15 protein-coding genes and 3 pseudogenes are annotated in these 15184 nt (G+C 39.3%); 12 read left to right on the forward strand and 6 right to left on the reverse strand.

Annotated elements, in window-relative coordinates; all coding sequences use genetic code 11:
- Positions 1-164: 164 nt before the first annotated feature.
- Positions 165-2765 (forward strand): phosphoenolpyruvate synthase, encoded by a 2601-nt coding sequence (gene ppsA, locus ACQVGT_RS10585; RefSeq protein ID WP_015383837.1) that lies wholly within the window; start codon positions 165-167, stop codon positions 2763-2765.
- 299 nt (positions 2766-3064) lie between these two features.
- Here the strand turns inward: ppsA and ACQVGT_RS10590 are convergent, their stop codons facing one another.
- Positions 3065-3328, reverse strand: a complete 264-nt coding sequence (locus tag ACQVGT_RS10590; protein ID WP_015483321.1) for a hypothetical protein — start codon at positions 3326-3328, stop codon at positions 3065-3067.
- A gap of 371 nt (positions 3329-3699) precedes the next feature.
- Here ACQVGT_RS10590 and ACQVGT_RS10595 point away from each other — a divergent pair, with 371 nt between their 5' ends.
- Positions 3700-4071, forward strand: a complete 372-nt coding sequence (locus ACQVGT_RS10595) for a DUF3221 domain-containing protein (RefSeq protein WP_015383836.1) — start codon at positions 3700-3702, stop codon at positions 4069-4071.
- Positions 4072-4310: 239 nt separating this feature from the next.
- On the opposite strand, the gene bla is transcribed toward ACQVGT_RS10595, so the two are convergent.
- Complete coding sequence (gene bla / locus ACQVGT_RS10600) at positions 4311-5231, reverse strand: class A beta-lactamase (protein WP_015383835.1); 921 nt, start codon at positions 5229-5231, stop codon at positions 4311-4313.
- A gap of 306 nt (positions 5232-5537) precedes the next feature.
- Here bla and ACQVGT_RS10605 point away from each other — a divergent pair, with 306 nt between their 5' ends.
- The gene (locus tag ACQVGT_RS10605) at positions 5538-6170 is read left to right on the forward strand and encodes a type 1 glutamine amidotransferase family protein (protein WP_015383834.1); all 633 of its coding nucleotides are present in this window, start codon (positions 5538-5540) and stop codon (positions 6168-6170) included.
- Positions 6171-6433: 263 nt separating this feature from the next.
- Positions 6434-6865 carry a hypothetical protein gene (locus tag ACQVGT_RS10610; protein ID WP_015483318.1) on the forward strand — a complete coding sequence of 144 codons (432 nt, stop codon included), beginning with the start codon at positions 6434-6436 and terminating at the stop codon, positions 6863-6865.
- Positions 6866-7037: 172 nt separating this feature from the next.
- On the opposite strand, the gene ACQVGT_RS10615 is transcribed toward ACQVGT_RS10610, so the two are convergent.
- Positions 7038-7916, reverse strand: coding sequence for a DMT family transporter (locus tag ACQVGT_RS10615; RefSeq protein ID WP_015483317.1), 879 nt, complete (start codon positions 7914-7916; stop codon positions 7038-7040).
- A gap of 100 nt (positions 7917-8016) precedes the next feature.
- Here ACQVGT_RS10615 and ACQVGT_RS10620 point away from each other — a divergent pair, with 100 nt between their 5' ends.
- Positions 8017-8889, forward strand: a complete 873-nt coding sequence (locus tag ACQVGT_RS10620) for a LysR family transcriptional regulator (protein ID WP_015383831.1) — start codon at positions 8017-8019, stop codon at positions 8887-8889.
- Between the two features lie 117 nt (positions 8890-9006).
- On the opposite strand, the gene ACQVGT_RS10625 is transcribed toward ACQVGT_RS10620, so the two are convergent.
- The 3 genes and pseudogenes from ACQVGT_RS10625 to ACQVGT_RS10635 form a co-directional block, all read right to left on the reverse strand.
- Positions 9007-9801, reverse strand: coding sequence for a DUF817 domain-containing protein (locus tag ACQVGT_RS10625; RefSeq protein WP_015483316.1), 795 nt, complete (start codon positions 9799-9801; stop codon positions 9007-9009).
- A gap of 105 nt (positions 9802-9906) precedes the next feature.
- Positions 9907-10160 (reverse strand): annotated as a pseudogene (locus ACQVGT_RS10630) (helix-turn-helix domain-containing protein).
- Between the two features lie 9 nt (positions 10161-10169).
- The gene (locus ACQVGT_RS10635; RefSeq protein WP_015483315.1) at positions 10170-10652 is read right to left on the reverse strand and encodes a DUF2975 domain-containing protein; all 483 of its coding nucleotides are present in this window, start codon (positions 10650-10652) and stop codon (positions 10170-10172) included.
- Between the two features lie 347 nt (positions 10653-10999).
- Between ACQVGT_RS10635 and ACQVGT_RS10640 the strand changes: the two genes are divergently transcribed.
- From ACQVGT_RS10640 to oxdD, 7 genes and pseudogenes are all read left to right on the forward strand, one after another.
- Entirely contained in the window at positions 11000-11911 is a 912-nt protein-coding gene (locus ACQVGT_RS10640; protein WP_015383828.1) for a VanW family protein, read from the forward strand.
- A gap of 101 nt (positions 11912-12012) precedes the next feature.
- Positions 12013-12510 carry a YozF family protein gene (locus ACQVGT_RS10645; protein ID WP_015383827.1) on the forward strand — a complete coding sequence of 166 codons (498 nt, stop codon included), beginning with the start codon at positions 12013-12015 and terminating at the stop codon, positions 12508-12510.
- A gap of 104 nt (positions 12511-12614) precedes the next feature.
- Positions 12615-12847, forward strand: a pseudogene (locus tag ACQVGT_RS10650) (hypothetical protein); the annotation flags it as partial.
- Positions 12842-12997, forward strand: a pseudogene (locus ACQVGT_RS10655) (YoaP domain-containing protein); the annotation flags it as partial. The pseudogenes ACQVGT_RS10650 and ACQVGT_RS10655, both read left to right, overlap by 6 nt.
- A gap of 39 nt (positions 12998-13036) precedes the next feature.
- Positions 13037-13192, forward strand: a complete 156-nt coding sequence (locus ACQVGT_RS10660; RefSeq protein WP_144052040.1) for a hypothetical protein — start codon at positions 13037-13039, stop codon at positions 13190-13192.
- 24 nt (positions 13193-13216) lie between these two features.
- The gene (locus tag ACQVGT_RS10665; RefSeq protein ID WP_041518239.1) at positions 13217-13705 is read left to right on the forward strand and encodes a DUF4944 domain-containing protein; all 489 of its coding nucleotides are present in this window, start codon (positions 13217-13219) and stop codon (positions 13703-13705) included.
- A gap of 122 nt (positions 13706-13827) precedes the next feature.
- Positions 13828-15006 carry an oxalate decarboxylase gene (gene oxdD, locus ACQVGT_RS10670; protein ID WP_041518236.1) on the forward strand — a complete coding sequence of 393 codons (1179 nt, stop codon included), beginning with the start codon at positions 13828-13830 and terminating at the stop codon, positions 15004-15006.
- Positions 15007-15184: the final 178 nt, after the last annotated feature.

Raw genomic sequence — 15184 nt, forward strand, 5'->3', positions numbered from 1 at the left:
GGGAAATTGCCCAGGTTCTTTTTATATTGCACAAAAACAGACACGGTGATATAATCACACTACGTGCGCTTTCTAGTTAAAAAGTTATATATATCCATCTTATAATTTTATTATATCCTGCTAGGAAGCTCTTGTCAATATTTTTTTTGAAGGGGAGATGTAGAATGAGTTCTTTGGTTCTCGGTTTACATGAAATTGAAAAAACACAGCTTTCGCTCGTTGGAGGAAAAGGGTTACATTTAGGGGAATTATCAAAAATTCAAGGTATACAAGTACCAGAAGGATTTTGTGTCACAACAGTAGGATATCAAAAAGCCATCGAACAAAACGAAACGTTACAAGTGTTGTTGGATCAATTGACCATGCTAAAAGTTGAGGACCGAGATCAAATTGGTAAAATCAGCAGGAAGATTCGGCAAATCATTATGGAAGTAGACATTCCTTCCGATGTTGTGAAAGCAGTGGCTCAATATCTCTCCCAGTTTGGCGAGGAACATGCCTATGCCGTGCGTTCTAGTGCGACTGCTGAAGATTTACCACATGCTTCTTTTGCCGGTCAACAAGACACCTATTTAAATATCATCGGCGTCGATGCAATCTTGCAGCATATCAGTAAATGCTGGGCGTCCCTATTTACGGATCGCGCGGTTATTTACCGTATGCAAAATGGATTTGGCCACAGCCAAGTCTATTTATCCGTTATCGTTCAAAGGATGGTTTTCCCTCAGGCTTCGGGAATTTTATTTACCGCTGATCCGATTACCTCCAACCGAAAGGTGTTATCCATCGATGCCGGTTTTGGACTTGGTGAAGCACTGGTTTCTGGCTTGGTATCTGCCGATTGTTATAAAGTACAGGATAGGCAAATCATCGATAAGAGAATAGCAACTAAAAAATTGGCTATCTACGGACGAAAAGAAGGCGGAACAGAAACACAGCAGATCGATTCTGATCAGCAAAAGACTCAAACACTGACTGATGAACAAATTTTACAGCTGGCACGCATTGGAAGAGAGATCGAAGCTCATTTCGGCCAGCCGCAAGATATCGAATGGTGTTTGGCCCGCGATACTTTTTATATTGTACAGAGTCGTCCAATCACAACTTTATTCCCCATCCCTGAAGCGAGTGACCAAGAAAATCACGTCTATATTTCTGTTGGTCATCAACAAATGATGACGGATCCCATAAAACCACTGGGATTGTCTTTTTTTCTGTTGACGACTGCTGCACCCATGCGTAAAGCCGGTGGAAGGCTATTTGTTGATGTCACACATCATCTGGCATCTCCTGACAGCAGAGAAGTTTTCTTAAAAGGCATGGGGCAGCACGATCAGCTCTTAAAAGACGCACTTATGACCATAATAAAGCGACGAGATTTCATAAAGTCGATACCAAATGATAAAACAGCACCAAATCCAAGCAAAGGCAATGCAGATATGCCGGCTCAAGTTGAAAACGATCCGACAATCGTGTCAGATTTGATAAAGAGCAGTCAAACATCGATAGAAGAGTTAAAACAAAACATCCAAACGAAATCAGGATCAGATTTATTTCGTTTTATTCAGGAAGATATCCAGGAATTAAAGAAGATTTTATTTAACCCAAAAAGTTCGGTTGTGATTCGCACTGCTATGAATGCCTCATTATGGATTAACGAAAAAATGAACGAGTGGTTAGGTGAAAAAAACGCAGCAGATACGCTTTCTCAATCTGTACCCCATAATATTACTTCAGAAATGGGTCTTGCGCTATTAGACGTCGCAGATGTGATTCGTCCTTATCCAGAGGTAATTGATTACTTACAACATGTAAAAGATGATAACTTTTTGGATGAACTGGCTAAGTTTGATGGCGGAAGCAAAACCCGAGACGCGATCTATGATTATCTCAGCAAATACGGAATGCGATGTACCGGAGAAATTGATATTACAAGAACTCGATGGAGCGAAAAACCAACTACACTTATCCCAATGATTCTTAATAATATCAATAACAGTGGGCCTAATGCCAGCCATCGGAAATTTGAGCAAGGGCGACAGGAAGCTTTGAAGAAAGAACAAGAGTTATTAGATCGATTGAAGCAATTACCGGATGGTGAACAAAAAGCCAAAGAAACAAAACGAATGATAGATATCATCCGGAATTTCAGCGGGTTTAGGGAATATCCAAAATACGGCATGGTTAATCGATACTTCGTTTATAAGCAGGCTTTACTGAAAGAAGCCGAACGACTCGTAGAAGCGGGTGTTATTCAAGAAAAAGAAGATATATACTATCTCACTTTTGAAGAACTTCATGAAGTCGTACGCACACATAAACTGGATTATCAAATCATCAGCACACGAAAAGACGAGTACACATTATATGAAAAACTATCTCCACCACGTGTTATCACGTCTGATGGTGAAATCGTTACAGGTGAGTATAAACGAGAAAATCTCCCAGCCGGAGCGATTGTAGGTTTACCTGTTTCCTCCGGAGTTATAGAGGGGCGAGCGCGTGTCATTTTAAACATGGAAGATGCTGATTTAGAAGATGGAGATATATTAGTTACCTCCTTTACCGATCCAAGCTGGACACCATTGTTTGTATCCATAAAAGGCCTAGTCACCGAAGTTGGGGGACTGATGACCCATGGAGCTGTTATAGCCCGTGAATATGGCTTACCTGCAGTTGTTGGCGTTGAAAATGCTGCCAAGCTGATAAAAGATGGGCAACGAATTCGCGTTCATGGTACAGAAGGCTACATTGAAATCTTATAATGTCTGATGTGTGTAGAGAGCCATCAGATATTCCGCCATCAGCCCTAACTAGAAGCTGGGAGGCTGCATTTGTACCGAATGATTAAGTTCCCGTTGAACTAACGAAGATCGATAGCACATTAAGAAAAGCTGGAACCTCTTGGAGGAGGTCTGGCTTTTCTATATAAAATTGGCGTAGTGTGCAAAAGCCGCATTTTGCGGGCGGCGCTTCTTTAAAGTGAATTTTTTATTACCAGCATTTAAACTTGTATTTGTGCTTAAAACAAGAGAAAAAGGAGCTAAAAAGCTCCTTTATAAATTTAAACAACTTTTGTATAAATAGCCGTGTAAAACCCGATTGAGTAATCAAAATAATGACGTGTAAGCGTATAAGTATAACCGTTGTATTCTATTGTTGGCTGGAAGTCCATTGGCAGAGGACTAATGCGGTATATAGTGTCATAATCATACTCATCACTTTTTACTGCAACCTCAGACGAAGTGCCAGCAGCCAATGCGGGAACCGCGGATATGAGCATGCCAAAGGATAAAGCAGAACTCAATAAGATTTTCCTCATGTTCAATTATACCAACTCCATTTACAATTAATACATATATTATGTAGCGGTTGGAAGTTGTTTTGGAAGTGAATAATGGATCATAAAATGTGAAAATTTTGATTTTGATGGAAGTTGCGATAGTAAACGACAGTAAGGATAAGTATATTTATGCTGGAATCCAGAAAGAAGCGGCCTTCAATAATATATTTGAAAGCGCAAAAATGAGTAAGGGGATAATATCGAGGGCTACCACATGCAAATATTTGAGAAAGAATAAGTTGAGGAATTGGAGAATGGAGTATGCTGTTATGAATTGCAAAAAGAAGTAGATGGGTTGGGTGATATCCTGTTGTTTATTTTAAAGATCAAAAAGAGTTTAAAGAGGAGGGAGAAAGATGCCGAAAATCGGAGTAAGCTTGATAGTGCTCATTATACTCATTATTTTCCTAGCAGGCTGCAATAAAAATGAACAACACGGAGAAGAAACAAAGATGCAGAGCCTAGTAGGCTATGTCGTGCTTAAAGACAATGAAAGGGCAATTCTCATTACCGATACAAAAGCTCCAGTAAAAGAAGATTACAATCTTTCTGAAGGACAACTTATGAACAAGTTTAAAAATAACATAATAATTGTAGGATTAAGTGAGATTGATAACACAGAAGATCTCAAAAGAGGTGAAAAAATAAAAGTGTGGTTCCATACACGAAAAGAGTCAAATCCACCAAGTGCAACGATACAACAATATAAATTATTACAAAAAAAATAATTGAATTCTCGTATAGATAACCTCTGATGGTCTGTTTCAAACTTTACTTGGTTTCATAAATGAAAACTTGCCATTCATGTTAACGATTCGTGTTTTAAGATACTTAAAGAAAGAGAGGTATTAGTGAGAATATGAAAAAACCGTTCATTAAAAATGAACGGCGGGGTTTACAAAAGTAATGTCTTTTTTCCTTTATGGCAAAAGGATAAAGGAATTCGCAATATTGTGCTTCGAATTTTTTATTTGAGATCGTTAAGGACGACTTTTGCAGCCTCAGCGATAAGAGCATTATCATAATTAGCATTTTTCGTAAAGCGGTTTGACAGAATTGCCAAAACAATAGGAGCTCTGTTAGGCGGCCAAACGATAGCAATGTCGTTTCGTGTCCCGTAACTTCCGGCTCCGGATTTATCGCCGACTTCCCATCCTATTGGAGCGCCTGCCCGAATCAGTTCGTCACCAGTAGCATTGCCTCGCATCCAATCGGTTAAGATCGTGCGTTTGTCAGTCGTGAGAGTGTTATCTAAAGTGAAAGCTTTAAGATCGGTTGCCAGTGCTTTTGCGGTGCTGGTGTCACGAATATCACCAGGAATCGCAGAGTTTAGATCCGTCTCGAATCGTTTAGCTTTCGTTACATGATCCCCAATCTGTTTCAGTGACTTTTCAAAACCTTTAGGGCCGCCAAGCTGTTGCAACAAGATGTTCCCAGCGGTATTATCGCTGTAACGGATAGCCGCTTCCGAGATTTCTTTTAGGCTCATGCCTGTATCTAGGTGTTTCTCTGTGATTGGAGAATATGTAACAAGATCGTCCTTGCTGTAGTGGATGACTTCATTAAGTTTTTCAATTGAGTTTTTCTTCAGGACAGCAGCTGCGGCTAGAACTTTATAGGTTGATGCGTAAGCAAATCGTTCATTCGGCCGATAGGCGATTGTCTTGTTTGAACCTGTATCAATTGCATAAACACCAAGCCTGGCATCAAATTTTTTCTCAAGTTGAACAAATTTTTTATTCGTTATACAGCTTGCCATGTTTGTGTCTTCTATGGATTTTGCTTCGGCATGTGTTGAGTTGAAAAAAGGTGTGAAACCAGTAATGCTTAAACATAAAAGCCCAACACATATTCCGAATTTTATTGACGCTTTATTTTTCAACTTCATCAGGCCTCCTCATTCAAATGATTTTGTATTACCTTCTAATTCACATCGCAGGAATGAAATTGAGATATTTCCAATGAAATGTTTCCCATGACAGTTAGTGTAACAAACCCCTTTGCGCTAGTAAACATAGAATCAATTTATCTTATATTTTTAATAAGTTGGGAGAACAAGGGTAATTGCCACCTACATGGTATTATATAAGAATAGGCAAATCAGATTACATATCAACAACAAAAAAGCTGACAATGGCTGTCAGCGAGGTCATCTATTAGAAAGCTTTATCAATTGTGATTGGAGTGTTATTGGATGCAAACGAGAAAAGTTTATCTCTACGTATTTCACACAATGTCAGACTGGGAATATGGATATTTAATTGCTGAACTAAACTCAGGGAGATATTTTAAACAAGATGCAGCATCTTTAAAAGTAGTTACAGTAGGGGCTAATAAAGAAATGATAACTACGTTGGGAGGATTAAGCATAAAACCAGATATTTCTCTTGATGAGTGTACTCTTGGGAGTCAAGATCTTATCATTTTACCCGGAGGAAACACTTGGGGAGAAGATATTCATCAGCCGATCTTAAAAAAAGTTGGGGACGCTTTAAAGCTTGGCACGACTATTGCTGCAATTTGTGGGGCAACCCTGGGGCTCGCGAATGAAGGATATTTAGATTCGAGAAAGCACACAAGCAATGACCTAGACTATATGAAAATGGTCTGCCCTAATTACAAAGGAGAAACATTATATGAAAAGGAACCTGCAGTATCTGATAAAAATTTGGTTACTGCATCAGGAATTGCTCCTCTGGAATTTGCGGTGGAAGTATTAAAAAAATTAGGTGTATTTGCACCAGATACATTGCGTTCATGGTATAAGCTAAATAAGACTCAAAAGCCTGAATACTTCTTTGAGCTAATGAATACAATAAATCGATAGAAAACACTTTAGCAGTTTTTTGTAGTGCTCCTGAACTTATAGGAGCATTTTTTATATGTGTCTAGGAGATATATAAAGAAATGCAGAAACTCTAAAAAAAAATATAGATTGGTAGGCCTTATTTCGAATAGAGTTTGATTTGGGTTAAAACTGTTCTTATTATGGCTCATTTCATGGTGCTAAAGATTCATTTGGAGAAGACTGTCTTGATCAGAAAAGACCCTTCCAATATATTGAAGTAAAAGATATCGGGAGGAACTCTTTTGAAAAAGATATTGATGTTAGCTTTTACATTTCTTTTGGCTTTGACTATCCATGTAGGGGAAGCTTCGGCCGTTATCGTGAAAGATGAGGAGAAAGTGAGTTTTACAATGACAGAAAATGAAAAATGGTTTATGAAGTCTGATGACCTAAATTCAAACCATTGGACATCTCACTTTGGGTACAGATTCACCATTTTTGATACTGAAGGATGTACAATTAATGCAAGAATCATGCGAATGACTTTGTCAGGATATGAAATAACCGTTAGTGAAAAAAACTTCTCAGGGGATCATTTTGATTTGAGTGCAACTGATCGAGTTGAGACGATGCCTTATAAGACTCATTATTTGATTTTGACAAAAGATCCAGATTGCGGAGATGTTAAAGTAAAAGGTCTATACGGTTTTCAGTTTGATCAGCCAGAATGGTAATAAAAAAGAATCTAGATTCTCACCAGCCTAAACGCCAGCCAAGCTAATGTCTACATGCAGACATTAGCTTTTTTCATTGTTTAATAGGCTGTCGTCAGGATTCTAGAAGACTTTCTCATAATAGTCGTCTCCTGTCACATGAAGCCCAAATGACAGGGGAAATGTATATCATTCACACTTTCCGTCGTGAAAATGTAAATGTATTCATAAAAATCCCGCAGCATATAAGCAGTGCGCCGAGGATAATGTTGATGGTGATCTGTTCGTGCAATTGCAGCCATCCAAAGAATAGGGCCAATACGGGAACAAACATTAATGCCATGGATGCTTTTGATGCTTCGATTTGATTGAGCACCCAAAACCATACGACAAATGTAAAGCCGGTGGAAAGCAAGCCATTAAACAGCAATGACCACACCGCCTGATATGTCCACTCGGCTGAAGGGACCGGCTCAAATATAGAGGAAAACACCAATAACATGACAGCTCCCATCATAAGGTGCCAGGCATTCATGTGAATAATATCGATATGCTTGAATTGTAGCTTGCTGAACACATTCGCGATTCCCCAGCTAAGCGCTGCCGCAAGGACGCACAGTTCCCCAAATAAAGCGCTTTGATCGATATTGAGCATTTCCTTTCCAAATATAAATAACAGTCCGAAGAGGCCGCAGACCAGTCCCATCGTTTTATACACATTCATTTTCTCGTTTAATGTAAAATGGCTGATCACCGTAACAAATATAGGCATTGTATATACCAAAACAGAGGTTTTCCCTGAATCGACAAACTGCATTCCATACGTCAAGATCCCCATATAGCCCAGCCCCATCAACAGGCTCATGATGATATAGCTTTTGAGATGTTCTTTTTTAATTGAAAGCTTTTTTCTTTGGATGAAGAGAATGAGAAATAAAGGAACTGCTCCGATGAACAGGCGCAAACCCGAAAATAAAAGCGGGGGGATGTCATGAATTCCTACTTTCATCGCAACCCAAGTATAACCCCAAATAAGTGTGACAGATATGATTCCCAGCATAACTTTTACCATAATGAAGCCGCCTTTCTTGTTTAAATATCGTGCTGGTTTCTATCATATGTTACATTTATGTATAACTGAAATACATTTTTATTATTGGGGGTATAACCAAATGGTTATGAACATGAACCATCTTCACATATTTGTAAAAGTCGGGGAGAAATTAAATATTACAGAAGCGGCAAAAGAATTGTTCATCTCTCAGCCGGCGGTAAGCAAAGCGATAAAAAACCTGGAGAACTCACTGCAGCTCAAATTATTGATCAGGGATAAACATCATGGTTTAATGCTGACTGACATCGGAAAAGAAATATTGCTGCTGGCGAGGCAAATGAAGGGAATTGAAAGCAAAATATATCAAGTAGCCAACCGGGAAAACAAGCTGTTAAACGGGAAGGTGAAAATTGGTTCATTTCCTGCAGTTTCAACAAATATCATGCCACAGGCGATTGCGGCATTCAGATCAAACTACCCGCTGATCCGCATAGAATTGATCGAAGGAACCTCTGACCAAATAAAAGGATGGGTTGAAGATCGGACGGTTGATATCGGGATCGCAGCATCTCCATTTGAACCGTTTGAAAATCAGCTATTGTGTAACGACTATATGGTGGCCGTCATCCCGCCGCAGCGTGACGAATTAAAACTTGAAAAGCATGTCGACCTTGAAACATATCAAGATGACCTCATTTTTTGTAAAGGCGGTCATGAAATCGCGATGTCAAACGCATTTTCGCAATACAACATCGAATTAAAGGAAAACTTAACTGTGCAAAATGCCGAAACCTTGATTAATATGGTCAAAAATAACTTGGGTATCGGCATCATTTCAAACTTTACACTTTCATCCGTCCCGCATCAATTGATTAAAAAGGACATCTTTCCTAGAGTCACACGCGATATTGGCGTCATCGCACATTCATTTGAAGAGATAACGCCGGCGGCGCATGAGTTTGTCAAAGTGTTGAAAGCAGTTGTAATCTGAATCAGTTATCGTGTTGCGATGAAATTTGAAGAAGATGAATACTCACCGGCAGAGTTACATAAAAGAAAAAAGCAACCATTTGAACGTTGCTTTTCACTCTATTTGGGACCTTGTACGCTAAGAAAAAGATTCACCCATCTCAGCCTTTGTGGGACTCTGCTCCTTAACTTGTTTTAATGATGCTACTATAAGAAAGCTAACAATCACTAGCAAGAGCCATGAACTTACCTTTCCAAGGTGTACGAGACTCCATGTATCGATTTGGTTTGGATATTTCCAAGCTCCAAAAAACGTAGCGATATTTTCCGCTATCCATATAAAAAATCCGATAAGTACAAAAGAAAGTGCGAGCGGCATACGGTAACGAGCTCCATTCACCTCGTATGTAACCCATGTTTGCCAAAAGACAATGATGACAAGCCCAGATAACCACCATCGAATGTCTATAGAAAAATGGTGGGTGAAAAAATTCAAATAAATCGCTGCGGCAAGCGGAACAACTGCAAAAAAAGGCGGCCACTTAATCAGTTCAACCTTAAGCCTTCTCCATGCCTGGCACAAATAACTGGCTACACTTGCGTACATAAAGCCGCTATACAAAGGTACTCCAAATATTTTGGAGTATCCTTCTTCTGGATAAGACCAGGAGCCCATATGGACTTTAAAAAGTTCCAGAGCAAGCCCAATAAGGTGGAATAATGTGATCACTTTTAATTCATCCCGTGTTTCAAGACCGGAACGCACCATCCACAATTGCATGAGAACGCAGATAATGAGCAGCCAGTCATACCGCGGCAAGAAGGGCAGTGGGATGATTTGCGTAATAGCCAAAGAGGCAAAAATAACGGCAGGAAACAAACATGAAAGGGCTTGTTCCCAGCCAAAATGAACGAATTGTTTTATGGCTCTCATGATGTATGCCTCCTCCATAGTTGTGTTCTTCGTGTATGAAAGGGACGCTTAGTATAGCAGCTAGATGGATATAAGTTTATGTCCATAAGCTCACCGCCAATCACTTTATTTTAATGTTGATCCTACATATTTTTTTACGAATCCTGTGTGTCTTCATCACTTCGGTATTCCAATATATCCCCGGGCTGACATTCTAAAGCCTTGCAAATCGCTTCTAAAGTTGATAATCGAATAGCCTTTGCTTTTCCGTTTTTCAATATCGAAAGATTAGCCATGGTGATGCCAACTCTCTCTGAAAGCTCTGTTACGCTCATTTTCCTCTTAGCAAGCATCACATCAATGTTGATAATAATCGCCATGTCATCACCTCAGACCGTTAAGTCATTTTCTGATTTTATATCTATCGCTTCTTTTAACAGTTTTTGAAGAACAGCAGCAAAGACCGCAATCACCATGGAAGCAAAAATAATAATCAATCCGATCACAATGATACCCGGGGCGTCGTCTATCTCGGCCATCAGATAAAAGACAGGCATGCCTGCTGCGTAAAAGATACTGATAGTGACTGCGCAGTATTTTATATTCTTCAAAGCTCTTACAGACAAACCCGAGAAAGCTTTGTTTTTGTCAATATAGCTTAAAAGTTTGAACGCTTGATAAAGAGCAAAGTAAAAAGGTACCGCCGTTATATACAAATAGATGAAAACGAGATATTTTATATAAGCGATATTTGAAAATAATTCTGCTGAATAGTTGGCTATTTTAGGCACTAAAAAAATGCATAAAGCAAGAATTGGAATTCCAATAAGAACCAAAGCTATTTTTAAAAAAATTGTCGACATTCGATTCATAACAAGCACCTCATTTATTTGTTGTCTAATTGAATGTAACAAAAAATTTATCGTTTCTCAATAAAAAAATATTGAAATGGGTTGATTTGTTGTTGTTATAGGGGACCCCTTTCATTTTTGACAAGACAAAAAAGCATCCCTCATCACTGGGAGATGCTCAACTATTTTAAACTTTGCCGACTGAATGAACCGTGTGCCTCAGTGAGCTCAGGGATCGGTGTGAACATTAAGCTATAGCTCTTTTATGAAGACTTTTATCAACATCTAAAGATTCAAACAAACGATGGGAAGAAATACATCAAAGGATAAGCGGCTGTTCATACTAAAATCGGGAGGTAAACCGACTTATGATACAAATTTTGATCACTGGTCTTTTTTTATTGGCTCAGCCGAGTGAGCCGCAGGACAGTTTAACGGTCACACAGCAAGGACGGACGATTGCCACTGTTAACCGTGAAGAATTTACAATGCCTCTTCCCGGCACTCCAATGGTTGACTATGAAAAATACAGTAAATTCATCAAACAGCTTGATCAGAAAGTGTACCGGGAGCCGATAAATGCTGTCCTTAACGATCATGGAAGCATCGTCCCGGGCAGGGTTGGCTACAAACTGTATCAACAGGCGTTTATGGAAAAATTTTATGCGTATTTTTATGGCCAAGGTCCCTCCAAGATAGAAGTGCCGGAAATGAACATTTATCCGAAAGTTGACAGCGAGCTGCTAGCTCACATCAGTACGCAGCAGCTTGGTCAGTACGTGACGTATTTTAACTCAAGCAATAAAAGCCGTTCACACAATATTTCTCTTTCTGCAAAAGCAATCGACAATCACGTTGTTTTCCCTAATGAGACGTTTTCGTTTAACCAAGTTGTGGGAATGAGAACTCGGAACAAAGGATATAAAAGTGCACCCATTATTGTAAAAGGGGAGTTGTCTGAAGGTGTAGGAGGAGGAATTTGTCAGGTGTCCTCAACTCTATTTAATGCAGTCGATCGTGCAGGACTGCAGATCGTTCAGCGCTATTCTCATACTAGAAGTGTACCATATGTACCGCCCGGACGGGATGCGACGGTAAGCTGGGGAGGCCCTGACTTTCGCTTCCAAAACCAATATAACCAACCAATCTTAATTCGGGCAAAAAGGTATGGGGGAAGGATGATTATTACACTATACTCTTCTGATGTGATTAACAGCAAATTGAGAAAAATCCCCAAAGCTCCATCTCGGATACCGAAAGAAATAAATGCTGAGCAGTAAAGACAAAACCTTAGGTAAGGTTTTGGTTAAGAGAGCTTGTAGATTGCTCAAAATCAATTCTTTAAGGAGCGGCCAGCGAAAAGGAAGGAGGGATAAATGAAGTGAAAAGGGTATTATTTTCTGTAATTGTTTTTACAGCAGTTGGATTTACGTTTTGCCAATCAAAAGCGCATGCCCTGACTTTTACGGTGTTGCCTATTACACAAAAAACAGACCAGTGGTCAGTAAAAGTAAGTGAAGCAAAAAATGTAAAGGAATTTGCGAGACCTCAAAAAGGAGAATATCAAGTATATTCCTTGGAAGTCAAAAATATAGGGGAAAATGCAGCTACAGTGGATGTGCAGTTGTATAGAAATGATCCTGATTCAATCACAAGATTTTCACTTTTTGGATGCCTCGATGAAAATTGTGACAAACCAAAAGAAGATTCTAAAATGTTAGCTGAAAGTTTAAATGATGGCTCACCGCTGAAGTTCAATCATTTTATGCTGGCAGATAAGGCCTCTGAATTAGAGGTTGTTATAATTTGGACACAGAAGGGGCAAGAAGGTCGCAATTTAAAACAGACCTTTAAATTCACTGAAGATGGCGGTAATTAGACAGTAAAGATGGAATGGCTTTGATGATTCGATCTCTTACTTTGCCTGAGGAAAAAACGAAAATAATTGTTGGAAAACCAATCATAGCTGAGTCAAATGTCAAAGTGACTGTGATTTATGACTATAGAGAAGAACCAGAGGAGGCCTTTTGGATACATTATCCGATGGGAGTGAAATGTTTGTCGATGATCACAAAGTCTTTATTGAATACGAATAGAGACTTTGTGACTGACTGCGCATTTCAACTTAACATTTTACTGATAATGACAGTAACACCTAAACAAGTGCAGCCCGTTCATTATTAAAAAACTCTAATTTCGAAATTTTCAGAGTTCAATTTCAGTCAATTCAGTTATCATCGAAAGAAGAGGTACAAAAGTCACCAGCTATTTGGACAACTTTTAGCGTTTTTTTTGATGGGAGATTTGTGACTCACGAGATCATGAGTATAAATAAATTTGAAAAGTTACTTAATACACTAGCTTGATTTTTAATAATAAAAAGCCATTTTAAGGTTCTTGACTCAATGAAACAAAAAATGCATTTAAGAGCTGTTATACGTTTTAATCTTGTCTTTAGAGAGCACTTTAATTTAAGTCAAAAGTTTAGACAGCCATCTGTTAGATCATTAGCCCTTTTTTATTTTCTTTTCGGTAACATTTTGATCATATTTTCCTACTAAAGAGTTAGGAAAGTGGGGAAAAACATGAGAAAAAAGAACAACATTAAGAAATGGCTATTGATCATTGCTGGATTCTTGATCATCTGCATCATCACATTATTTGTAATGGTGTCAGGAAACAAAGTGAAATATGAGGGCAGCGGGAAAAGCGGACTGTGGATGTCTAACCTTGAAAAATCAGACAAAACTTCAATTGGACCTAATTATTTTCTAAATCTGTATTGGCAGGGGAGTAAGAAGGAAGAAAAGAGGGCTGTTGTTGAAAGAATTACTCTGTATGTAGATGGCGAAAAGTATCAAGATGATAATGTAGATGAGTACGACTTATCAGAGTACACAGGTGATGAAATGCCGGGTGGGGGATGCATGGAGGACCATATCGCCACCTTTGATTATATGCCTGAAGATGAAGTGATAGGACATGATGTATTAGTGAAAGTGGAGTGGAAGACAGGCCAGAAAAAACAGACAGAAGAAATCAAATTACATAAGAAGCCATGGTATAAAAAATAGCTTATTCGCTGTATTTGTGATCACATTGGTGGTCACTTTTTTATTTGCGGATTCCTAGGCACAGCAATCTAAGATTCTGCATAGGCTGAAATAAAATCATGTTCATTTTTAAAACGAGGTGCATGCTGTTGGAACAACAACCAATCAACCATGAAGACAGAAACGTGCCGCAGCCTATTCGAAGTGATGGAGCTGGAGCTATTGATGCAGGCCCGCGAAATATAATGCGGGATATTCAAAATCCGAATATACTTGTTCCGCCTGTTACAGATGAGGGTATGATTCCTAACTTGAGATTTTCATTCTCAGACGCTCCTATGAAATTAGATCATGGCGGCTGGTCAAGAGAAATCACCGTAAGACAGCTTCCGATTTCGACTGCGATTGCAGGTGTAAACATGAGCTTAACTGCGGGAGGCGTCCGCGAGCTTCATTGGCATAAGCAAGCGGAGTGGGCTTATATGCTTTTGGGACGGGCACGTATCACCGCTGTTGACCAAGACGGACGAAATTTCATTGCTGATGTTGGTCCCGGCGACCTTTGGTACTTCCCAGCAGGAATTCCGCATTCCATACAGGGATTGGAACACTGCGAGTTTCTGCTCGTATTCGATGATGGAAACTTTTCTGAGTTTTCAACGTTAACCATTTCAGATTGGCTTGCACACACACCAAAAGACGTTCTGTCTGCAAATTTTGGTGTCCCAGTGAATGCTTTCAACTCTCTTCCGTCTGAGCAAGTCTATATCTACCAAGGGAATGTGCCGGGATCAGTCGCCAGTGAAGACATTCAGTCACCATATGGAAAAGTCCCCATGACCTTTAAACACGAGCTGTTAAATCAACCCCCAATTCAAATGCCAGGGGGGAGTGTACGAATTGTGGATTCTTCTAACTTCCCAATTTCAAAAACGATAGCCGCTGCACTTGTTCAGATTGAGCCTGGCGCGATGAGAGAGCTTCATTGGCATCCCAATAGCGATGAGTGGCAATATTATCTAACAGGACAGGGACGAATGACGGTATTTATCGGAAATGGGACTGCCCGCACATTTGATTATAGAGCAGGCGACGTTGGATACGTGCCTTCTAATGCCGGCCACTATATACAAAATACTGGTACAGAAACATTATGGTTTTTAGAAATGTTCAAAAGTAACCGCTATGCAGATGTGTCACTCAATCAGTGGATGGCATTGACGCCTAAAGAATTAGTGCAAAGCAACTTGAATGCTGGATCAGTCATGCTTGATTCTCTGCGTAAGAAGAAAGTGCCTGTTGTGAAATATCCCGGTACGTAAAGACGTAACAGATCACACAGCTGCCCTTCATATCTTTTTAAAGTAAATAGAGCTGAATTTTGGCCTGTAATTTATCAAATCCCTATATATACGTTATGTAGGGTTTTTCTGCTTGAATCGTATTGTAATGAGCTTTAAAATGTTAATGTGGAAATGATAACCACCCGCTAATGGAAAT

The sequence above is a fragment of the Bacillus sp. SCT118 genome (assembly GCF_058566435.1).